The sequence below is a fragment of the Mycobacterium asiaticum genome (genome assembly GCF_001673365.1).
Lineage (GTDB): Bacteria > Actinomycetota > Actinomycetes > Mycobacteriales > Mycobacteriaceae > Mycobacterium > Mycobacterium asiaticum_A.
The window spans coordinates 1-21202 of the sequence record NZ_LZLS01000186.1; the positions used below are offsets into that span (position 1 = coordinate 1).

A 21202-nucleotide genomic window follows, 5' to 3' on the forward strand; every position below is an offset into this window, starting at 1 on the left:
TTCGCCGAGCAGGGCAACCGGGTGTATCTGCCGCTGACTCCTACCCAGTGACCTTCCTGCCGGTGCCGGCGCCCGGCAGCACCCCGCTGCGGGTGCTGACCATCGCCGGGTCCGACTCCGGGGGCGGCGCAGGCATCCAGGCCGACATGCGCTCCATCGCGCTGCTCGGGCTGCATGCCTGCGTCGCCGTCACCGCGGTTACGGTGCAGAACACGTTGGGCGTCAACAGTTTTCACGAAGTTCCCGACGACGTGGTGGCCGGTCAGATCGAAGCGGTGGTCACCGATATCGGCATTCAGGCCGCCAAGACGGGGATGCTGGCGTCGGCGTCCATCATCGAAGCGGTGGCCGACACCTGGCGGCGGCTGCAACTGTCTGTCCCGCTCGTGGTCGACCCGGTGTGTGCGTCCATGCACGGCGATCCGCTATTGGCCACCTCCGCACTGGATTCGCTACGCACCCAACTGTTTCCGTTGGCCACGCTGGTGACGCCCAACCTGGACGAGGTGCGGTTGCTGGTCGATATCGACGTCGTGGACACGGACTCGCAGCGCGCCGCCGCCAAGGCCCTCCACGCGTTGGGACCACGCTGGGCACTGGTCAAGGGCGGACATCTGCGCACCTCCGAGCGCAGCTGCGACCTGCTCTACGGCCCCTCGCAAGGCGCCGACTTCCACGAGTTCGATACCGAGCGCCTGCCCACCGGCAACGACCACGGTGGCGGCGACACGCTGGCGGCCGCGGTCGCCTGCGCGCTGGCACACGGCTACCCCATGCCCGATGCCGTGGCTTTCGGAAAGCGTTGGGTGACCGAAGCTCTGCGTGCCGCATATCCGCTGGGCGGCGGCCACGGCCCCGTCTCCCCGCTGTTCAGGTTGTCGTGAACCTCGACCCGATCGCCGGTATCGCGCACGCGCCGCAACGCGAACCGCACGGCGTGGCGGTACTCACCCATGGCGCTGGCGGGAACCGGGATTCCCAACTGCTGCAACAGGTTTGCGACGAATGGGCCCGACGCGGCTGGTTGGCGGTGCGTTACAACCTGCCCTACCGACGCCGCCGACCGAAAGGGCCACCGTCCGGGTCGGCTACCGCCGACCAAGCCGGCATCGCCGAAGCCATCGAATTCTGCCGCGGACTGGCCGACGGGCCATTAGTCGCCGGTGGGCACTCCTACGGTGGCCGGCAGACTTCGATGGTGGCGGCAACCGGCCACCCCCAGGTGGATGTGTTGACGCTGTTCTCCTATCCGGTCCATCCGCCGGGTAAGCCGGAGCGGTCCCGCACCGAGCATCTTCCGGACATCACGGTGCCCACGGTGTTCACGCACGGAACCTCCGATCCGTTCGGCACGCTGGACGAATTGCGCGACGCGGCGGCGCTGATTCCCGCACCTACCGAGCTCGTCGAGATCACCGGTGCGCGACACGACCTGCGGTCGAAGACCCTCGACGTCGCCGATCTGGCGGTGACGGCCGCACTTCGTCTGCTCCGTCCGGATCACCAAACAGGGTGACTTCCATCAGCTTTCGCACGCAGGCCTGCAAGTGGGCCGAGCGGTCCGCGGACAGATCCGGCTCCGCCATCCGGCCCAGATCCACCACCAGCGCCATCGCGGCCTGAACCAGAAACCGGGCCTGCATCGGTGTGAGCGACGGCCGTGCCGCCGTCAGCAGCCGCACCCACGAATCGATGGTCGAGAGCTGCACGTTGTGCAGCAGCATCTGATCGGCGGGCGTCAAGTTGGCTCGTTCGGTGTAGTAGACGGCGGCCAGTTCCGGGTTGGCGAACGATGTCGCCACATATGCATCGATCAGCAGCGTCAACGCTTGCCGCGGCTCGGTGAGCGCCCCGACCACCGGTGACAATTGCGCGGAGACCCGATCGGCGGCCCGGCGCAATCCGGTCGCCAGGATCTCGCACTTGCCCGAGAAGTAGCGGTATATCCCCGACACCGGCACCCCGGCGGCCTTGGCGATCTGCGCCATGCTGGTCTCGGAGTACCCACGGTCCTTGAACAACGCCATCGACGCGTGCAGCAACGCTTCGTAGACACCGGCGTCCTGGGCGAAGAGGCGCCACGAGACGGGACGGGGGAAGACCTCGTCGGGCTCGGGAAGCTGCGCGGCGAGGATCGCCGAGGCTGCCGCACCGAGTAGTGCCCTGATCTCGTCGGCCGGCAGCCGTGCCGAATGGTCGACGACGCTGCCGATTACGCTGAGCACACCGGCCGACAGCAGCCACCGCTGCGTCGATACCAGGGAAGGCCGAATCGCCATGAGCGGCTTCTGAATTCGGCGGTTCACCACTTTCAGCTGCTCGGCCAGCGCACGCTGGTCCTCGGCACGCAGGTAACGAGCCTGCCAGCGGTAGAGGCCACCGGACTCACGGTTGTCCAGAGTGGTGTCGATCAGCGCGTCGACGAGTCTGTCCAGCAGTTCGGTCGGGGCGGCGCCGTCGTCCTCGAAATCGGTGGAGTCGCCCAGTTGCTGGCTCAGGGTCAACACCGCGCCCTTGAAGAGGTCGTACTTGCCTGCGTAGTGCCGATACAACGCCGGGGCCGACACCCCGACTTTGGCCGCGATGGTTTCCATGCTCACCGCGTGATACCCCTGCGCGCTGAACGCCTCAGCGGAGGCTCGCGCAATTTGCGCCTTGCGATCCTTCGGTCGCCGCTTGACACCGGGCGCAGCGGGTAGCGCGCTGGGGCCGGGCAGGCTGGACACAGCCTCACTGTAGCCCGAATAACACTGCACGAAACTGCGGCGGACTACCGATGCCGCGGAACGTCTATTAACATAATCGGCACACGAGGGGTGGTCCGATGGTTGGCGGGGCATTGGAGATTGTTCGTCAAGTGCTGTGCGGTGCGCTCAGCGCCTGCCAGCTGCTGGCCATCGGACCAATTATCGGAACCCTATGTTTGCTGGTAAGGACGTCGCGGCCAGTGACAGGTACCGGGCACCCCCGCAATTCGCCGGACACGCGACCAGTCCGTTCTGGTGGCGCCTGGCGACTGCACGACGTTGGCTTCAAACGCCACATCTACCGTTAACATTGCCTGGAGAAACCGTGAGTCACCGCAAGATCTACATCGGAATCGTCGGATTGATAGTCGGATTCATCGGGCTGGGAGCCATGTGGTTTCCGGTCTACCTGGACCAGTTCGACATCTACGGCATACAGGTCAGCTGCGGCAACGGGCTCAGTTCCCACCTGCACGGCGAAGGCGGTGCAGCCCTGGTGTCACGGTGCGATACGGCGTTGCTGGTCCGACGCTTGTGGGCGATCCCGACGGTGATCGTCGGCTGGCTGCTGGTCACCTGGTTCGTGATGATGTGGGCGCACGCGCAGCGAGACGACAGTGAGCCCGAGCACTCCGTACCTCATCCCGAGATCGCTTGAGCAACAACGGAAACGGCTAGGACCTCAGCTAGCCCGGATAGCGCGAGTAGCACCCCTCCATCTCGCCGATCACCCCGGCCCGGAACGCCGAAATCCGAGTGAATCCGGCCGGCACGCTGACGCCGTCGGCGTCGCTGGCGACCAGGTGATTGGTGAGTAGTCCGGAAACGGCTTCGTCAAGGTCACCTGCTGTTAGCACCAGCGAATTACCCGACGGCAGCTCGATGTTCTCGGCCATCTTTCGGTGCGCGAAACCGGTGAGGCACGCCGTCCGCAGTGCGGTCCACGGACTCCGCATCGCAAGACCGCGCTGATGCTGCACCGCCAGCGCATACCGCGACATCACGATGGATAGCGCCGTGTCGTCGCCCTGCGGCAGGCTTTGCTGCTCCTCCCCGGCTACCTTGCCCATCGTCGCCAGTGCCGGGAGGTCGACCGCGATGGTGTTGGTGGCCGGGCAGTAGGAAGCGGGCGGGCTCGGCTTGGCATCCGCGCAAGCGACCGGTTTGAGCGACAGTGTCGGCGGATTCTTGGGCGAGAAGATCTTGCCCATCAATTCCATCAATGTCTTGAGGGTGTCCTCGTTGATCGGCACCTCGCCGGTCTCCGTGGAGCCGCCCGTGTCGACCCGCAGGGCCGTCGGCAGGTCGCCACGGCGCTGCTCGACCTCGGCCTTGTTGATCCCCGCGCATGCCGAGGTGCCGGTGATGAAGCCCATCTGGAAGGCGCTGACCCGGTCGAGGGCCGAACCGTGCTCGTCGTCGTTTTGGGAATCGGCGTCCATCACCGGGTCGCGCGTGGTGATGATCCCGGCGAGCACGTGGTCGAGCCCGTCGGAGGTGCTGATCGTGAAACGCGGTGACTTACCGTCGGCCACGTAGTACATGTAGACGCCGGCAAAGCAGTCGGCCTGCTGCTCGCGAACAATGGTGGGGTCTTTCCTGGTGACCAGCTTGGCCATCGTCTGCAGCGCGTGCCCGAATTCGTGTGCCAGCACACCGTTTACGGACATGTCACCGAAGTACTTCTGCGCGACCGCCATGAACACCCCGCGGTCCCAGGCGATCATGTTGCAGCGTGACGTGAAGAACGCGTTGACAAGTTCGTAGGTCTCGTTGTGGCAGACGATCGGACTGCTCGGATCGTTGGAGTCGTAGGAGACGAACTTGTCGACGGGTCTGAACGAACCCTGCAGCGGTGCGGAGTAGTGGGCTTTCCAGTACTCCTCGATGTCGTTGAGCGACAACAACGACAACTTGTCGATGGGCCCGTTGTTGGTGTTGAGCACCGTGCCGGTGGGCGCGGGCGCGTTCGGTCGCGGCCCGCTGGGCCCGTCGGTGGCCGGCAGGCCGCCTACCCGGAAAGGGTCGTTGAGAATGGATACCGCATTGCCCGGGACCATCGTGGTACAGCCCGCCACCACAAGCACTGCCCCTACCGCAGCGGTCACGGCCCGCAACCACGCGATCACTCTGCGCGAGCGCAAGTTCATATTCAACCCCGTCGTCCCCACCGGCCTGAGGATCGGCCCTGACCGTCAGACTGGTGAAATTGCCTGTCTTCCAAGGGTGATCAGCTCGGCCGCGGCACTTGCATCTCCAGCGTGCGCCGCCCCGTAGATGATCGCGAAGATCAGATAGGACGCCATGATAGCCAGCCCGATCCCACCGATAATGAGTCCGGCTAGCGCCAGACCGTGGCCACCTTGGCCGGTCTGCTTGATCTGCTTGAGGGCGATGATGCCGAAGACCACGCCCAGAATCGGACCGATGCCGCAGATCCACCCCAGCAAGGAGCTCACCAATGACGCGATCGCCATCGGATTCGTCGACGCCGAAGGTGCCGGGTAGCCGTAACCTCCTGGCGCAGGCGGATAACCGGCCGGCGGGGGGTAGCCACCCGGTTGCGGCGGTGAATACCCGCTCGGTGGCGGGTAGCCGCTCGGCGGGGGATAACTGGACGGTGGGGGGTAGTCGCCCGATGGTGACGGGTAGTCGCCCGGTGGCGGCGGCGGATAGCCCGGCGGTTGCTCCGTCAAAGAAACCTCCTAGTGAAAGGCCCGTAGAAAGGCGATCCCACACTTTAGCTTCGGGGGCCTCGTCGTGACCAGCTTTGGTGTTGCTAGGAAATCCGCGTCCGGTGCCGTTTGTCGTGGGGGGTGACGCCGTTGACGCCGCCGATCGACTGCGCGTAGGTGCCCACCGCGAATGCCACCCCAGACCCCATGACTGCCAATGCATCCCGGTTGATCGCCTCGACGGTGTCGCGCGGGCTCTGATAGTTGGGATCGAACGCGGCGCCGGCCTGGCCGCCCCACAGCCGGGACTGCACGGTGGTCTTCGTTTGCGATGCACCGGTATTCATCCCCCCGACCGGAATACCGGCAACCAGAAAGGGGTGGTAATCGGTCCTGGTGTTCAACGGCATGTCGGCCGGCCGCTTGCCGGCCAGGTTCAGATAGCCGGCCAGGGTGCGCTCGATGCCGGCCGAACCCTCCGGCACATCGGCCGAGGCGACGCCCGGTCCGGCCGGACCGGACTGGTCTCCGTCGTCGGTGAAGAAACCGGGGTTCGGCGATCCGAGCATGTCGAAGTTCAGATACAGCGCGATGTCATTCAGCGCAGCGTTGTCGAGCCCGAAGACGTAGTCCATCGATCCGTTGACCCCGTTTTCTTCGGCTCCCCAGAACGCGAACCGCACCGCGTTGGCCACCGGCGGCAACGGTCCCAGCGCCAGTGCGGTTTCCAGCACCGCCGCCACGCCCGACCCGGCGTTGTTGATACCGGGACTGTTCGGCGGGCTGTCCAAGTGCGTGCCGACCATCACCACCTCGTTCGGTGCCCCGGTTTTGGTCTGTGCCAGCACATTTCGGGAGATGACCTTGACGTTCTCGGCGTCGAGCACCAGCCGCACCGGTGCGGTGGTGCGGCTCAGGGCCGTTGCCGCGTTGGCGCCGACCACCGCCACCGGCACGGTCAGCTGGTTGTAGTAGCCGGGATTGAACAGCGTGGGAGGTGCCCCGTGACCGCTGGGCTGACTTATCACAATCACGGCCGCCGCTCCCCTGGCCATCGCGCTGTTCTGTTTGTCGACCACCGAACAGCGGCTGTCGTCGACCACCGCGATCGCTCCCTTGGGCAGCGCGGCCGGGTAGTCGCCTGCGGCGCAACCGGCGGCGGGAGCGGCGCGCACGACGGGGCCGGTCAGTCCGCCAGATGGCGTGCGGACTAGCAGTGAGGCCTGGTCGACCGAAAAGCTGCGACCGGCGATCGTCAGCGTCGGTTTACCCTCCGACGTGTTGCGCATCCGCTCGAACTGTGGTGTGGATACGTCGAAACCTTTGTCGCGCAACGCCTTCGCCACGTACTCCACGCTCGCGTCGTAACCCGGCGTCCCTGACGCTCGATTCCCCTGGTTCGCGTTGGCGATGTCCTGCAACGCACGCAGATGGACGAACATCCCGTCCGCGGTCACCTTTGCGGCCAACGACCGCGCCGGATCCGGTGCGGCAGCGGGCTGTGCGGGTGGCCGGGCGGTCGAGCAGGCCGCGAGCAGGAAGGTCAGTAGGAGGACGGCGAACCGACCCCTCATGGCTTGGCGAGCACGTGCCGGGTGCGGTCCTCCATGATCGGAACTCCGTTACGCCCACTGAGATCCTGTGCGTACAGACCCACCGCATACGCGACACCCCCGCCCTGTATGCCCATCGAGGTGCGGTCGATGTGCTCCAGGTTGTCGCCCTTCTGGTGATAGTTCGGGTCGAACGGCTCGTTCGCCGTCCCGCCCCATAACTTGGCCTGTTCGTCAGACTTCTTGACCTCCGCACCGGAGAACAGCCCGCCCGAGGGGATGCCCGCTAGCGTGAAACCGTCGTAGTCGGAGCGACCGTCGAATGAGGTGTCCTGTGCGGTCTTGCCGGACAACCTCAGGTAGGCGACCAGTGTGCGCTCTATACCGGCCGAGCCTTCAGGCACCACCGGCTGGCCGCGATTATCCAGTGGCAGCGACTGGTCGCCGTCATAGGTGAAGTAGCCGGGATTCGGCGAGGCGAGCATGTCGAAGTTCAGGTACAGCGCGATGTTCTTGAGACCTTCGAGATCCAGCGACTCGACATAGTTGCGTGACCCGATCAGCCCGAGCTCCTCGGCTCCCCAGAAGCCGAACCGCACCGCATTGTGAACCTGCGGTGAATTCCCAAGCTGCACTGCGGTTTCCAGGACGGCTGCGACGCCCGAGCCGTTGTCGTTGATGCCGGGGCCCTCCGGCACGCTGTCCAGATGCGCACCGGCCATCACCACGTCTGTCGGCGAACCCGTCTTGGTTTGCGCGATGACGTTGCGGGCCTTGAAACTCCGCGTGCTCGCGATGAGCTTGATCGTTGCCGGTCCCGACTTGGAGCGCAGCTGGAACCCTACCGACTTGGTGACGCTGACCACCGGAATCTTCACGTCGGTGTTCGCGCCGAGAGTGCCGCCCATGGACTGCTCGTCGATGTTGTCGACGATGATCAGCGCTGCTGCCCCACGCTGCGCGGCGGCGTCTTCTTTCTGGGCGAACTGGCAGGAGCCGCGATCCACCACGACCACGGCACCTTGCACCGGCAGGTTGTCGTAGTCGCTGGCCGCGCAGCCGGGTTTGTCGCCGGTGGGGGCGAACAACAGCGGGCCCGTCACACCGTTCTCCGGAGTGCCCAGGCTGTATTCGAGCGCGCGTGCGTCCGCGGTCAGGTCACCGGCGGACACCGAACCCTTCTCGGCGTGGAATACCCGCGCCGAGAACTCGGGGGTCTGTACGTCAAACCCGCTCTTGCGCAAGGTTTCGACGACATAGTCGACGCTGGCTTCATAGCCGGGAGTGCCGACCGCGCGGGTGCCGTTGTTGGCGTTGGCAATGTCCTGCAGCTTCGACAGGTGCGCCATCATCGCATCGGTCTTGACCTTGTTGCGCAGCGTCGTGGCGAACTCGGTCGCGGCCTGCGTGCTCCCACTTGGCTGTGCGTGATTCGACCAACGTCCGCATCCGACCGAAAGCAACGCGACAAGCATGATCGCAACGAGCACCGTCGGGATCGTCTTCAATTTGTGCACCATTGCGCCCCAGATTAGACCAGTCGCACCATCAGACGAACAGCGCGTTGAATGGCGCAAACGGCAGATTGCGTATCACGAACCAGACCGTCACCAGTGCCAGCGTCACCATCGCCGCCCAACGGTTGTGCTGCCAACCCCTGACCCGCCGGCCCACCACCCGGCCGTAAGTCCAAGCCAGGTAAGCCCATATCAAGAGCACGACAGCCACCAAGCCGAGCGCATTGAACCTGGCGGCCGCCAGCACATCGCCGTGCATGAGGCTGTACAACATCCGCATGCTGCCACAGCCCGGGCAGTCGATTCCCAAGAGCGCCTTGGTCGGACAGATCGGCAGCGGACCGTTAGGCGTTGTCGGATCACCGAACCAGATGCCGGCACACAGCGCCGTCGCGGCCGCGACCACTAATACCGGGGCACCCAATCGCGCACCCAGCTTCGGGGGGACCGACACCTGGCGGGTCACGACCAGCGCACCCTACGGTTAGAACAAAGTCGAGGTAATCATCGCCGTGGTCTCGGTGTCCGCGGTCATAGCGAACACTACGAGCACGATTCCGTACAGGACCGCTCCAACGACGGCGGCGATCACCGACCACTTCACGAACTTCTTGGCGCTGTCAGCCGCGGCCTGCGCCTCGGCGTACTGGCCCTGCGCCCACAACCCACTGACCTGTGTCGACTTGACGATCGCCACGATCCCGAGCGGAAGACAGCAGAACAGAGTCGCCAGGATGGACCACACCAAGTAGTTGTCGGGCTGCTGCCCGGTTGGCGGTTGCGGCGGGTAACCGGGGGGTTGCGTCATGGGTTCTCCGGATCAAGAGAAGTTAGCTGGCGTGCAGAGAGGCTTACCATACCGGAGCGCGGCCGTTACGGCAGCGCGAAAAATTGAATGCCGGCTTGTACCGATCTATAGGGAGCAACCGATGTCTCATCTGGCAAGGGCGCTGCGGTGCGCGACGGTGGCCGCAATTCTCAGTGGTGCGGCGTTTTCGGGCATGGGACCAGCGAACGCCGACGCCAACGACACGCTCGCCGAGTCGCTCTCAAAGGGCTATTCGCTGAGCAACTGCACGCCTGCCGCGCAGCCGCCGGCCGGTGTGGCGGCAGCCATCAATTGCGGGCAGAACGCGGACTCCGCCGGCCCAGTCAAGGCCACCTATTTGCTCTTCAACAACGCCGACGATCTCGACGGCGGCTTCACCAACAGCATCAAGGACGAGAGCCTCACCGCTTGCGGTAACAGCGGCCAGTCGCCAACCACGTGGCATCAAGGCAACCCCCCGGCTACCGCCGGCAAGATCGCCTGCGGGACCTATCAGGGTGCCGCCGAAATCATCTGGTCCACCGACGCCAAGAACGTGCTCAGCTTGATCCGGGCGTCCAACGCTGATGTGCCCGCGCTATACCAGTGGTGGAAGGCCAACGGCTGACCGACCGTCGATTAGCTGACGAGGGAAACAATTGCCATCTGCCTGCAAGAATTCTTTGCCGAACATGTTGCGTGGCCCGGAGTTAGATTTAACATTCCTATGGCACAAGAGTCTTGTTCCAAGAGCGGCGCCAGTGTGCTCCTTGACATCAGCGCAGCTAACCCCTCAACAATGATTAAGGAGCGACCAATGACTTATCGCACGAACGCGCTGCGGGGCATTACGGCTGCCGCACTGGTTGGTAGTTGCGGCTTCTTCGGTACCGCCACCGCCTCTGCAGATCCCGCCGACGCACTCACCAGTTCACTGTCGAAGGGCTACTCGTCCAGCAACTGCAGCCCGCAAGCCGTTTCCGAGGTGCAGTCGGCCTTCCCGACGGTGCAGGCCGTACTCGCCTGTGGGCAGAACGCGGACAGCAGCGGACCGGCGTCGGCGAAGTACTTCCAGTTCCCCAACAGCGCCGACCTGGCCACCGCGTTCACCAAACTGATTGGCAGCGACGAACTTACGAATTGCGGTGACGCGAAGTCGCCGACCACTTGGCAGCAGGGTAGTTCCAGCGACTCGGCCGGGCAGGTGGCCTGCGGCACGGATCAAGGCCGGGCTGAGGTCATTTGGACCACCAGCGCCAAGAATGTGCTGAGCTTCGTCCGTGCCTCAAACGGCGACACGGCCGCGCTCTACCAGTGGTGGCGGACCAACGGCTGATTGCGCTACAGCAGGGCCGCGATCAGTTCGGCAACGGCCCGCATTCCCGCTGCGTTAGGGTGCAGCGGGGCGGGCCGACCCGGTAGCGGCACACCGGGTTTCACGGTCCACGGGTCCGCCGACCACGCGTGATGATCGCGACTGGCCGCCGCGGCGTGCACGACTTCACAGTCTGTCGCCGCGGCGGCCTTCGCCGTCAGTTGCTCGAGCGTGGCGGCCACCTGCCGACCGAGTTCGGCGTGCTCGTCGGAGATCGGCGCGGCGGTTTCGCCGGCGGGCGGCAGCAGCGTCAGGTAGTCGACGAACAGAACCCGGGCGTGCGGGGCGCGCTGCCGGATCGCCCGGCCCACCTCGCAAAGCGAATCGAACACCTGCGCCAGCGCACGATCGCGTGCCTCGCGGTCGAGTAGTTCACCGGTCAGCCGGCCCAGCAGGCGGCGGGCCAGCCTCGGCAACGAGGCCGCCGTCAGCAAGGGAACGTAGCCGACGTCGTTGCCGCCGATGGTGACCGTAACGAGCGTCTCCGTGCCGTCCAGCGCTGTGATCTGCGGCGCGGCGCCGTGCTGGCGGTCCGTGAGCACGTGGGCGGTGGTGGCGCCGGAGTAGGTGACGTCAACCAGTTCTAGATTGGCGCGCTCGGCGACCAGATGCGCATAGTTATTTCCCGACCGGCCCGCGCGCCAGGGCGCCCCGTCGGCGCGGGGCCGGATACCGGGCCCGGCCGCCATCGAACTGCCCAGCGCGACATACCTTTTCATAGCACGGCATCACCGGCCGGGACTGGATGCCTGGGCCCAGAAGCGTTTCGGGATTCGGCCGGCACGCCGGGCCAGGAACCCGGCGGTGACCGCCGCGGCCATCGCGGCCGCCATCCCCGGCGGATCGGCCGCGCGGGTCACCGCGGTGGCCAACAGCACTGCGTCGCAACCCAATTCCATGGCTAACGCCGCGTCACTGGCGGTGCCGATACCGGCGTCCAGCACTACCGGCACACCGGCCCGCGCGACGATCATCTCGATGTTGTGTGGATTGGTGATGCCAAGCCCGGTGCCGATCGGCGAACCCAGCGGCATCACCACCGCGCAACCAGCGTCCTCCAGCCGTCGCGCCAGCGCCGGGTCGTCGTTGGTGTAGGGCAGCACCACGAACCCGTCATCCACCAATTGCTCTGCCGCCCTGACTAATTCAACCGCGTCGGGTAGCAACGTGCGCTCGTCGGCGATCACCTCCAGCTTGACCCAATTGGTATCCAACGCCTCACGGGCCAGTTGCGCGGTCAGCACCGCCTCGGCGGCGCTGCGACAGCCCGCGGTATTGGGCAGGGGCGTGATGCCGAGCCGATTCAACAGGTCGAGCAGGCCGGTGCCACCTTCGGCGTCGACGCGGCGCATCGCCACGGTGGTCAACTCGGTTCCCGACGCGACCAGCGCCTCCTCCAACACCGCGAGGTTGCTCGCACCCCCGGTGCCCATGATGAGCCGGGAGGTGAAACTGCGGTCCGCGATCGTTAACTTCTCAGCCACCCTGCACCGCCGTCAGCACTTCGATGCGGGCACCCTCGGACAGCGTTGTCGCCCAATCGGATCGCGGCACCACCGAGAAATCGATCGCCACAGCTATGCCGCGCTCTGGATAGCCCATAACGTCCAGCAGCGCGGCGACGGTGGTCTGGTCGTCGACTTCGACCGGTTGCTCGTTCACCACCACGATCATGAGTGTGCTCCCACGGGAAGAAGTTCGGATACCACCTGTTCGGCCGTCCACGGCGCCAACAGGAACCCCGAACGACCGTGGCCGGCGGCCACCAAGGTCCGCTCGTCGAGTCGCCGCACGATCGGCAGGTTATCCGGTGTCATCGGCCGCAGGCCAGCGGCGCACTCGGCCAACTCGTATTCGCCGAGCGCCGGCAGCACCGCGCACGCGTCGTCGAGCAGATCGCGCACCCCCGACACCACCGGCGCCGTGTCGCGGCCGTGTTCGTACTGCGTCGCGCCGACGACCACGCCATCGTCTCGCGGCACCAGGTAGACCTGACGTCCGTGCACCCGGGCCCGAATGACCCTGCCCGGCAACGGCATACAACCCTTTCGCCACCGCAGCCGCAACACTTCGCCCTTTACCGGGCGCACCGGCAGACCGGGCCATAGCGCGGGTGCGTCGATGCCGGTGGCGATCACCACCATGTCACCGTGTGCGGCGGCCAACTCGGTCACCGGCCCCGCCCACCGCACTCCGAGTCGCTCACAATCGCTTACTAGCGCATCGAGGACGGCGCGATTGTCCACCGCCAACTCCGTCGGCGCCCGAAATCCGTGCCGAATGCCTTGCGCCAGCAGCGGTTCGACGTCGCGGGCCGCCGACTCCCAGACCACCGGGTGCCCCTGTTCGGACAACCAGTCCGCGACCGTACGCAGGTCGGCGGCGTCGGCCCGATCGACGGCGACCACCAGCGATTCGCGCGCGGTCACCACCTGCTGACCCAGCCCGTCGAGGAAACCGCCTTCACGCCACAACCGCAGCGACTCCAAGCCGATCCGCAGCAGCCGCTCCTCGCCGGGCCAGCCCTCGCTGTGCGGGGCCAGCATTCCGCCGGCCACCCACGAGGCACCCCGCTCATCGGATCGGTGCAGCGTCACGGACAACCCGGCCTGTGCGGCACGGCGTGCCACCGACAGGCCGATGACGCCACCGCCGATCACAGCTACGGAGTTCGGCATTTCGTTGCTCCCTTCGCCGGCATTACCCGGATCAGGTGTGACGGTAAGGACAGGTCCTCGGGCTTCAGGCTGTGTCCACTCTCAGTCCCGCTGCTTTCCCCCGGGACTCCCGTGTGTTTCTAGACCTCCACGCTAGCGCGCTAACGTCGCGGTGTGCAGCATCCCCTCGCCCGTCTCGCCGCAGCACGGTTGTATTTGTGCACCGACGCCCGCCGCGAACGTGGCGATTTGGCCGAGTTCGCCGACGCCGCCCTGGCCGGCGGGGTCGACATCATCCAGTTGCGGGACAAGGGATCGGCCGGCGAGCAGCGGTTCGGGCCGCTCGAAGCCGTCGACGAGCTGGCCGCCTGCGAAATCCTCGCCGACGCTGCTCGCCGGCACCACGCCTTGTTCGCGGTCAACGACCGCGCTGACATCGCCCGTGCGGCCGGCGCCGACATCCTGCACTTGGGCCAACGCGACCTGCCCCTGCGGATCGCTCGCGACATCGTCGGGCCAGACATGGTGCTCGGACTGTCCAGCCACGCCGCCGACGAAGCCACCCGGGCGGCATCCTCCGAAGCCGGCTATTTCTGCGTCGGCCCCTGCTGGCCCACCCCCACCAAACCGGGACGCCCGGCAGCCGGCCTGGATCTGGTTCGGGCCGCGGCCAAACTACGCACCGACAAGCCCTGGTTTGCGATCGGCGGCATCGATCGGCACCGGTTGCCCGAGGTTCTCGAGGCCGGCGCCCGTCGGGTCGTGGTGGTGCGCGCCATCACCGCTGCCGAAGATCCGACGGCTGCGGCACGCGAACTCAGCGCGGCCCTGGCCGCCGCTCCCGACCGCCGAGAGTGAGAAAGTCACACTCGGCGCGGCTTCTTAAAGCAGCGCGCTGATCTGCCGGCTGAGTTGGGACGGCACATGGCCGGCATCGCCCGGCGTGCACCAGTAGAACTTCTCGTCGTGTTTGACGGTCCGGGGCACGTCATCGGTCTCGGGGGGCACCGTGAGCACGGTGGCCTGCAGCCGCTGCCAGCTTGCGGCGAAACCGGGGTGCAGCGGCAACCTGCCCACCTCGTCCTCGCTGACCCAGCGCAACTCCGCGCTTTCCATGTTGGGCACGGTTTCCAGCAGCTCGCCGGCATCGGCGACGACGGTGGTGTAGCTCCAGTGCGTCCCGCTCATTCCCGCGATTTCGGCGGTCACCACGGTCGCTCGCACCGTCAGCCGCTCGGCATCCAGCCCCGCCTCCTCGCGCGCCTCGCGCACGGCGGTCTCTCTCGGGCTCTCGTGACTGTCACGCGCGCCGCCGGGCAAACCCCAGGTGCCACCCTGATGACTCCACACCGCCCGATGCTGCAGCAGCACCGCCGGGCTGCCGTCGGGACGCGGCGCCCGCAGCAGCAGGCCGGCCGCGCCGTACCTACCCCAGTAATGGCCGCCGCGCTCGGAGATCACCCACCCGTCACCGTCGCCCTGCACCGATTCAGGATATGCAGGGTTTTCTGTCACGCCTCCCACCATCGGCCACGAGATGCTCTTAGAATTTGCTTATACGGGTTCGTAATATGGCCGAGATGGGGTCCGAGCAGACGTGACGGTTGAGCTGGCGCATCCGTCGACTGAGCCACTGGGATCGCGCTCGCCCGCCGAACCGGCCCATCCGCGCTGGTGGTTCATCTCCACCACACCCGGCCTCATCCTCACCATCGGTCTCGTGCTGGCGACGCTGGGCGTGTCCAGTGCGTTCGCCACCTCCACCACCATCAATCACCGTCAGCAGGTGCTCACGACGGTGCTCGAACATACCGAGCCGCTGTCGTTTGCGGCCGGACGGCTCTACACCACGCTGTCGGTGGCCGACGCGGCCGCCGCCACCGCGTTCATCGCCCAAGCCGAACCGCGGGCGGTCCGGTTGCGCTACGAGCAGGCCATCACCGACGCCGCGGTAGCGGTGACTCGGGCGTCGAGCGGGTTGACCGACGACAATCTGGTGCAACTACTGGGCCGGATCAACGCCGAACTGGCCGTCTATACCGGGCTCGTCGAGATCGCCCGCACCAACAACCGGGCCGGCAACCCGGTCGGTTCGTCGTACCTGTCGGAGGCATCGGGGCTGATGCAGGCCAAAATCCTGCCCGACGCCCAGCGGCTGTACCAGGCGACCTCGGCACGGGTGGACAGCGAGACCACCGCGTCCACGCAGATCCCGGCGCCGGTGATCCTCGTCGTCGCCACCACCGTGGTGTTCGGCGCGTTCGCCCACCGCTGGCTGGCGCGACGCACCAGGCGGCGAATCAACCCCGGCCTCGTCGTCGGCGGGCTCGCTATCCTCATCATGGTGGTGTGGGTCGGAACAGCACTGACGATTTCAACGACGGCCAGCCGTAGTGCGAAGGACACGGCGGCCGAGTCGCTGAAAACCGTCACCAACCTCGCGATCACCGCGCAGCAGGCGCGGGCCGACGAGACGCTGTCGCTGATCCGGCGCGGCGACGAAGAAGTTCGTAAACAGGCGTTCTACCAGCGCATCGACGCCATGCACCGTCAGCTCGACGAGTACATGAGCCGCCACGATGCCGTCGACAAGCCAGACCTGGTGGGCGCCGGACAGTTGTTGGTCCGCTGGCAGCAGGCCAACGACCGGATCAACGCCTATATCTCGGTCGGTAACTACCGGGCCGCCACTCAGGTAGCGCTCGGCCAGGGCGAGGACGACTCCACCCCCGCATTCGACAAGCTCGACGAGGCGCTCAGCAAAGCGATGGCGCAGAGCCGCAACCACCTGCGCAACGATGTTCTGAACGCCAAGCGCGGATTGGCCGGAGCCCAGGTCGGCGCGGTGGTGCTGAGCCTGAGCGCGGCCATCGCGGTCGCCCTGGGTTTGTGGCCGCGGCTCAAGGAGTACCGCTGATGAAGGGCCGGGTCTGCATGCTCGCGCTGGCGCTGCTGCTGGCCGGTTGCGGTCATTCCGAACAGTTGAAGGTGGAGGTGACACCGACACTGCCGCAGCCGACTCCGGTCGGTATGCAGGAATTGCCAATGGAAGCCCCGTTAGCTCCGGACAACACCAGCCAGGACTGCAACCCCACCGCCAGCCTGCGCCCCTTCCCGAACAAAGCCGACGCCGAGGCCGCGGTGGCCAACATCCGCTCCCGCGGGCGCCTGATCGTGGGGCTGGACATCGGCAGCAACCTGTTCAGCTTCCGCGACCCGATAACCGGGGAGATCACCGGCTTCGACGTCGACATCGCCGGGGAGGTGGCGCGCGACATCTTCGGCAGCCCGAATCACGTCGAGTACCGCATCCTGTCGGCCGACGAACGCATCACCGCGCTGCAGCGCTCGCAGGTCGACATCGTCGTCAAGACCATGACCATCACCTGCGAGCGACGCAAACTGGTGAACTTCTCCACCGTCTACCTGGACGCCAACCAGCGCATCCTGGCCCCGCGGGACTCGCCGATCGCCAAGGTTGCCGACCTGTCCGGCAAGCGGGTGTGCGTCGCACGAGGCACCACCTCGTTGCGCCGCATCCGCGAGATCGCGCCGCCGCCGGTGATCGTGTCGGTGGTGAATTGGGCCGACTGCCTGGTGGCCATGCAGCAACGTCAGATCGACGCGGTCAGCACCGACGATTCGATTTTGGCCGGGCTGGTGGAGGAAGACCCGTATCTGCACATCGTTGGGCCGAACATGGCCACTCAGCCCTACGGGATCGGGATCAACCTGGACAACACCGGACTGGTCCGGTTCGTCAACGGCACACTCGAGCGCATCCGCGGTGACGGCACCTGGAACACCTTGTACCGCAAGTGGTTAACGGTGCTCGGCCCGGCGCCAGTGCCGCCTCAGCCGAGGTACGTGGACTGATGGGTAAGCCTTCCAAAACCGACCAGCAGGGCCAGGAGTTGCAAGAGTTGGAGGAGTCGCCCGGCACTCAACCGGCTCCCGAAACGGCTCCCGAAACGGTTCCCGAAACAGCGGACGCGCAGACCGGCGCGACCATGGGCAGCCGGCCGCAGGCCACCCAGGCCCTGTTCCGCCCGGATTTCGACGACGACGATGACGACGACTTCGGGCTCGGCACCGTCGACACCCAGCCGCAGGACCGAATGGTGGCGGCGACGCGAGCCCTCCCGCCGGTCCGGCAGCTCGGCGGCGGGCTGGTGGAGATCCCGCGGGTCCCGGACATAGATCCGCTCAAGGCGCTGATGAAGAACCCGGTGGTCCCGGAGTCCAAGCGGTTCTGCTGGAACTGCGGGCGTCCGGTAGGACGATCGAGCTCGGAAAGTTCGGACGCCCGGGGAGCTTCGGAAGGTTGGTGTCCGTACTGCGGCAGCCCGTACTCGTTTTTGCCGCAACTGAGTCACGGCGACATCATCGCGGGCCAGTACGAGGTCAAAGGCTGCATCGCGCACGGCGGTCTGGGCTGGGTTTATCTGGCGGTGGACCACAACGTCAACGACCGCCCGGTAGTGCTCAAAGGCCTGGTGCATTCCGGTGATGCCGAGGCGCAGGCGATCGCGATGGCCGAACGACAGTTCCTGGCCGAGGTCGTACACCCGTCGATCGTTCAGATCTTCAACTTCGTCGAGCACAACGACAAGCACGGCGACCCGGTCGGCTACATCGTCATGGAGTACGTCGGCGGGGAGTCGCTCAAGCGGAGTAAGGGTGCCAAACTCCCGGTCGCAGAAGCGATCGCCTACCTGCTGGAAATCCTGCCCGCCCTGAGCTACCTGCATTCCATCGGCCTGGTCTACAACGACCTCAAGCCGGAGAACATCATGCTCACCGAGGAGCAGCTCAAGCTGATCGACCTCGGTGCGGTATCGCGAATCAACTCGTTCGGCTATCTCTACGGCACCCCTGGTTTCCAGGCGCCGGAGATCGTGCGGACCGGTCCGACCGTCGCGACCGACGTGTACACGGTGGGACGCACACTGGCAGCGCTCACCTTGAACCTGCGCACCCGCAACGGCCGCTACGTCGACGGGCTGCCCGAGGACGACCCGGTACTGGCCAAGTACGACTCGTTTGCGCGATTGTTGCGCCGCGCGATCGACCCGGACCCGCGGCGACGGTTCACCAGCGCCGAGGAGATGTCGGCACAGTTGATGGGCGTGCTGCGCGAAGTGGTGGCCCAGGACACCGGGGTACCGCGGCCCGGGCTGTCGACGATCTTCAGCCCCAGCCGATCGACATTCGGGGTGGACCTGCTGGTCGCGCACACCGACGTGTATCTGGACGGCCAGGTGCACTCGGAGAAGCTCACCGCGAAGGAGATCGTGACCGCGTTGTCGGTGCCACTGGTCGATCCGGCCGACGTGGCCGCACCGGTGCTGCAGGCGACGGTGCTCTCCCAACCGGTACAGACGCTGGACTCGCTGCGCGCTGCCCGCCACGGTTCCCTAGATGCCGAGGGGTTGGACCTGACCGAGTCGGTGGAGTTGCCGCTGATGGAGGTCCGGGCCCTGCTGGACCTTGGCGACGTCAGCAAGGCCACCCGCAAACTCGAAGACCTTGCCGAGCGGGTGGGCTGGCAGTGGCGGCTGGTGTGGTACCGGGCGGTGGCCGCCTTGCTGACCGGCGATTACGACTCGGCCACAGAGCATTTCACCGAGGTGTTGGATACTTTCCCCGGCGAGCTGGCGCCCAAGCTGGCATTGGCCGCGACCGCAGAGCTGGCCGGCCAACCCGACGGGCACAAGTTCTACCAGACGGTGTGGGGCACCAACGACGGTGTGATCTCGGCGGCCTTCGGGTTGGCCAGAACGCGCTCCGCCGACGGCGACCGCAGCGGTGCGGTGCAGACGTTAGACGAAGTACCGCCCACCTCAAGGCATTTCACCACCGCACGGCTGACCAGTGCGGTGACCCTGTTGTCCGGGCGTACGCAGAGCGAGATCACCGAGGAACAGATTCGCGATGCGGCGCGACGGGTGGAGGCGCTGCCGCCGACCGAACCCCGGGTGTTGCAGATCCGCGCTCTGGTGCTCGGCGGGGCGATGGACTGGTTGCAGGAGAACCAGTCCGACCATCAAGCGAGCACGAACCACATTCTCGGTTTCCCCTTCACCGATCACGGGTTGCGGCTTGGCGTCGAGGCGTCGCTGCGCAACCTAGCTCGCGTCGCGCCTACCCAGCGACATCGCTACACCTTGGTCGACATGGCCAACCAGGTTCGGCCCACCAGCACTTTTTGACGGGTTTCGGCTTCGGGTTTGGTGCTTGGGGCGTCGCGTGTGCGGTTGGGGTTTCGCGTGTGCGGCTGGGGCTTCGCGTGTGCGGCTGGGGCATCGCGTGTGCGGCTGGGGTATCGCGTGTGCGGCTGGGGCTTCGCGTGTGCGGCTGGGGCTTCGCGTGTGCGGCCAGGGCGGAAAATCGGCCAAATCACCGCCACAGCTGCACACCGAAAACCACCAGTGCACAATCGAATCCGCTGACGCGCTGCAGCAGCCACGACCGCCGCGGAGGCCCGACGGGTCTGCACTCACAACTCGACGCTAAGCCCATCGCGTGTGCACCCACGGCATCGCGTGTGCGGCCAGGGCGGAAAATCGGCCAAATCACCGCCACAGCCGCACACTGAACGCCGCTGGTGCACAATCCAATCCGCTGACGCGCTGCAGCAGCCCCGAGCGCCGCGGAGGCCCGACGGGTCTGCACTCACAACGCGACGCTAAGCCCATCGCGTGTGCACCCACGGCATCGCGTGTGCACTCAGGGCGGAAAATTGGCCAAATTACCGCCATAGCTGCACACCGAAAACCACCAGTGCACACTCGAATCCGCTGACGCGCCGCAGCAGCCGCGACCAACGCGCAGGCCCGACGGGTCTACAAGAAACGACACGACGCGCCCGCCCATCGCGTGTGCACTCAGGGCGGAAAATCCGCCAAATCTCCGCCATAGCCGCACACCGAAAACCACCAGTGCACAATCAAATCCGCTGACGCGCCGCAGCAGCCGCGATCGCTTCGCGGACCCGTTGCAGAATCTCGGCGGGCCGATGCTCCGCGACGACCCGGACGATAATCCACCCCATCCGCTCGAGCAGCTCGATCCGACGAAGGTCTTTGACATACTGACGCCGGTCAGTTTGATGTTGAGCACCGTCGTATTCGACGGCAACCATGTACTCCTCCCAGCCGAGATCCAGATAGGCGACCGGGACACCGTCCGCGCCTAATACCGGAATCTGGGTCTGCGGCCGCGGAAAACCGGCGTCGATCAGCAGTAGCCGGAGGTAGCTTTCCCGCGGCGACTGCGCGCCCGCATCGACGAGGTCCAGCGCGGCCTCCAGCCGCCGCAGTCCAGGCGAGCCCGGATGATCCTGAGCGACTCCGAGCACGTCGTCGACCTTGATACCCGTCGCCGCCGCCAAAGCGTCCAACCGGGCGACCGCCGAGCGGATCGCCCCGCGTCGGCCGATATCGAAGGCAGTGCGCTCCGGGGTGGTCACCCGACACCCGTTCATGACTTGCACCTCGTCGTCCAACAATCCGTCGCGCCGGGTCAGCACGCCCTCCGGCGGATGCGTATTGCCGTGGAACAACTCCACCGGAAAGCCCTCCGGGATCCACTTGGTGCCGTGCAACGCAGCGGCAGCGGCTCCCCCGATGATTGCCCTGCCCCGCGCCCATAGCCAGGCGGCCGCGATGCGTTGCTCGAAGCACGGCTGATTCACCTGCTTGTTCAGGTAGACATCGGGTAGCACCGGTCGGTAGTTCGTCCGTAGCTGGTGTCGGGTCAACGCTCCGCACGCCAGCGCCTCGCTGCCAACAAAAGGTTCCGCCAAATCGAGCACGCCGCAGAGTCGCACGACAACGGCGCGACGCGCTTACGCCCATCCACAGCCCTG

General features: G+C 66.2%; 22 protein-coding genes. 9 read left to right on the top strand and 13 right to left on the bottom strand.

Annotated features, from left to right (window positions below; translation table 11 throughout):
• The first annotated feature begins 47 nt into the window (after positions 1–47).
• Both thiD and A5634_RS20745 read left to right on the top strand, forming a co-directional pair.
• Positions 48–884 carry a bifunctional hydroxymethylpyrimidine kinase/phosphomethylpyrimidine kinase gene (gene thiD, locus A5634_RS20740; RefSeq protein WP_065145904.1) on the top strand — a complete coding sequence of 279 codons (837 nt, stop codon included), beginning with the start codon at positions 48–50 and terminating at the stop codon, positions 882–884.
• Positions 881–1516 carry an alpha/beta hydrolase family protein gene (locus tag A5634_RS20745; RefSeq protein WP_065145905.1) on the top strand — a complete coding sequence of 212 codons (636 nt, stop codon included), beginning with the start codon at positions 881–883 and terminating at the stop codon, positions 1514–1516. The genes thiD and A5634_RS20745 overlap by 4 nt, the downstream gene beginning before the upstream one ends.
• Here the strand turns inward: A5634_RS20745 and A5634_RS20750 are convergent.
• The gene (locus A5634_RS20750) at positions 1413–2726 is read right to left on the bottom strand and encodes a TetR/AcrR family transcriptional regulator (RefSeq protein WP_253861797.1); all 1314 of its coding nucleotides are present in this window, start codon (positions 2724–2726) and stop codon (positions 1413–1415) included. The two genes, A5634_RS20745 and A5634_RS20750, sit on opposite strands and share 104 nt — an antisense overlap.
• 346 nt (positions 2727–3072) lie before the next feature.
• Here A5634_RS20750 and A5634_RS20755 point away from each other — a divergent pair, with 346 nt between their 5' ends.
• A complete protein-coding gene (locus A5634_RS20755; protein WP_065145906.1) occupies positions 3073–3405 on the top strand; it encodes a hypothetical protein in 333 nt (110 codons plus the stop codon).
• 28 nt (positions 3406–3433) lie between these two features.
• Here the strand turns inward: A5634_RS20755 and A5634_RS20760 are convergent, their stop codons facing one another.
• The 6 genes from A5634_RS20760 to A5634_RS20785 form a co-directional block, all read right to left on the bottom strand.
• Entirely contained in the window at positions 3434–4897 is a 1464-nt protein-coding gene (locus tag A5634_RS20760) for a peptidase (protein ID WP_065145907.1), read from the bottom strand.
• 45 nt (positions 4898–4942) lie between these two features.
• On the bottom strand, positions 4943–5443 hold the full coding sequence (locus tag A5634_RS28365) for a DUF4190 domain-containing protein (RefSeq protein WP_155769636.1): 501 nt from the start codon (positions 5441–5443) through the stop codon (positions 4943–4945).
• An 83-nt stretch (positions 5444–5526) separates the two neighbouring features.
• Positions 5527–6996, bottom strand: a complete 1470-nt coding sequence (locus A5634_RS20770; protein WP_065145909.1) for a M28 family peptidase — start codon at positions 6994–6996, stop codon at positions 5527–5529.
• Positions 6993–8495 carry a M28 family metallopeptidase gene (locus tag A5634_RS20775; RefSeq protein WP_065145910.1) on the bottom strand — a complete coding sequence of 501 codons (1503 nt, stop codon included), beginning with the start codon at positions 8493–8495 and terminating at the stop codon, positions 6993–6995. Before A5634_RS20775 ends, A5634_RS20770 begins: the two co-directional genes overlap by 4 nt.
• A 28-nt stretch (positions 8496–8523) precedes the next feature.
• Positions 8524–8928 (bottom strand): DUF2752 domain-containing protein, encoded by a 405-nt coding sequence (locus A5634_RS20780; protein WP_253861801.1) that lies wholly within the window; start codon positions 8926–8928, stop codon positions 8524–8526.
• Positions 8929–8976: 48 nt separating this feature from the next.
• Positions 8977–9300, bottom strand: coding sequence for a CD225/dispanin family protein (locus A5634_RS20785; protein ID WP_065145912.1), 324 nt, complete (start codon positions 9298–9300; stop codon positions 8977–8979).
• Positions 9301–9421: 121 nt separating this feature from the next.
• Here A5634_RS20785 and A5634_RS20790 point away from each other — a divergent pair, with 121 nt between their 5' ends.
• Both A5634_RS20790 and A5634_RS20795 read left to right on the top strand, forming a co-directional pair.
• On the top strand, positions 9422–9928 hold the full coding sequence (locus tag A5634_RS20790) for a serine/threonine protein kinase (protein ID WP_065145913.1): 507 nt from the start codon (positions 9422–9424) through the stop codon (positions 9926–9928).
• 189 nt (positions 9929–10117) lie between these two features.
• Positions 10118–10636, top strand: coding sequence for a hypothetical protein (locus tag A5634_RS20795; RefSeq protein ID WP_065145914.1), 519 nt, complete (start codon positions 10118–10120; stop codon positions 10634–10636).
• A gap of 5 nt (positions 10637–10641) precedes the next feature.
• Here A5634_RS20795 and A5634_RS20800 read toward each other — a convergent pair whose 3' ends face one another.
• Genes A5634_RS20800 through thiO form a run of 4 tightly spaced genes read right to left on the bottom strand, consistent with a single transcriptional unit; the run spans position 10642 to position 13353 of the window.
• Positions 10642–11394, bottom strand: a complete 753-nt coding sequence (locus A5634_RS20800) for an SGNH/GDSL hydrolase family protein (protein ID WP_065145915.1) — start codon at positions 11392–11394, stop codon at positions 10642–10644.
• Positions 11395–11403: 9 nt separating this feature from the next.
• Positions 11404–12159, bottom strand: a complete 756-nt coding sequence (locus tag A5634_RS20805; protein ID WP_081290563.1) for a thiazole synthase — start codon at positions 12157–12159, stop codon at positions 11404–11406.
• Positions 12152–12349, bottom strand: coding sequence for a sulfur carrier protein ThiS (gene thiS, locus A5634_RS20810; RefSeq protein WP_065145916.1), 198 nt, complete (start codon positions 12347–12349; stop codon positions 12152–12154). Before thiS ends, A5634_RS20805 begins: the two co-directional genes overlap by 8 nt.
• Positions 12346–13353 (bottom strand): glycine oxidase ThiO, encoded by a 1008-nt coding sequence (gene thiO, locus A5634_RS20815; protein WP_065145937.1) that lies wholly within the window; start codon positions 13351–13353, stop codon positions 12346–12348. The genes thiS and thiO overlap by 4 nt, the downstream gene beginning before the upstream one ends.
• Before the next feature lie 153 nt (positions 13354–13506).
• Here thiO and thiE point away from each other — a divergent pair, with 153 nt between their 5' ends.
• Positions 13507–14190 (top strand): thiamine phosphate synthase, encoded by a 684-nt coding sequence (thiE, locus tag A5634_RS20820; RefSeq protein WP_065145917.1) that lies wholly within the window; start codon positions 13507–13509, stop codon positions 14188–14190.
• Positions 14191–14214: 24 nt separating this feature from the next.
• On the opposite strand, the gene A5634_RS20825 is transcribed toward thiE, so the two are convergent.
• Entirely contained in the window at positions 14215–14817 is a 603-nt protein-coding gene (locus tag A5634_RS20825; protein WP_065145938.1) for an NUDIX hydrolase, read from the bottom strand.
• A gap of 112 nt (positions 14818–14929) precedes the next feature.
• Between A5634_RS20825 and glnX the strand changes: the two genes are divergently transcribed.
• The 3 genes from glnX to A5634_RS20840 are packed head-to-tail and all read left to right on the top strand — an operon-like array spanning position 14930 to position 19544.
• On the top strand, positions 14930–16249 hold the full coding sequence (glnX, locus tag A5634_RS20830) for a protein kinase G-activating protein GlnX (RefSeq protein WP_065145918.1): 1320 nt from the start codon (positions 14930–14932) through the stop codon (positions 16247–16249).
• Positions 16249–17208, top strand: a complete 960-nt coding sequence (locus tag A5634_RS20835) for a glutamate ABC transporter substrate-binding protein (protein ID WP_172831753.1) — start codon at positions 16249–16251, stop codon at positions 17206–17208. The genes glnX and A5634_RS20835 overlap by 1 nt, the downstream gene beginning before the upstream one ends.
• Positions 17208–19544 carry a serine/threonine-protein kinase PknG gene (locus A5634_RS20840; RefSeq protein ID WP_065145919.1) on the top strand — a complete coding sequence of 779 codons (2337 nt, stop codon included), beginning with the start codon at positions 17208–17210 and terminating at the stop codon, positions 19542–19544. Before A5634_RS20835 ends, A5634_RS20840 begins: the two co-directional genes overlap by 1 nt.
• A 737-nt stretch (positions 19545–20281) precedes the next feature.
• On the opposite strand, the gene A5634_RS20845 is transcribed toward A5634_RS20840, so the two are convergent.
• Positions 20282–21148, bottom strand: a complete 867-nt coding sequence (locus A5634_RS20845; RefSeq protein WP_437340000.1) for a DUF559 domain-containing protein — start codon at positions 21146–21148, stop codon at positions 20282–20284.
• Positions 21149–21202: the final 54 nt, after the last annotated feature.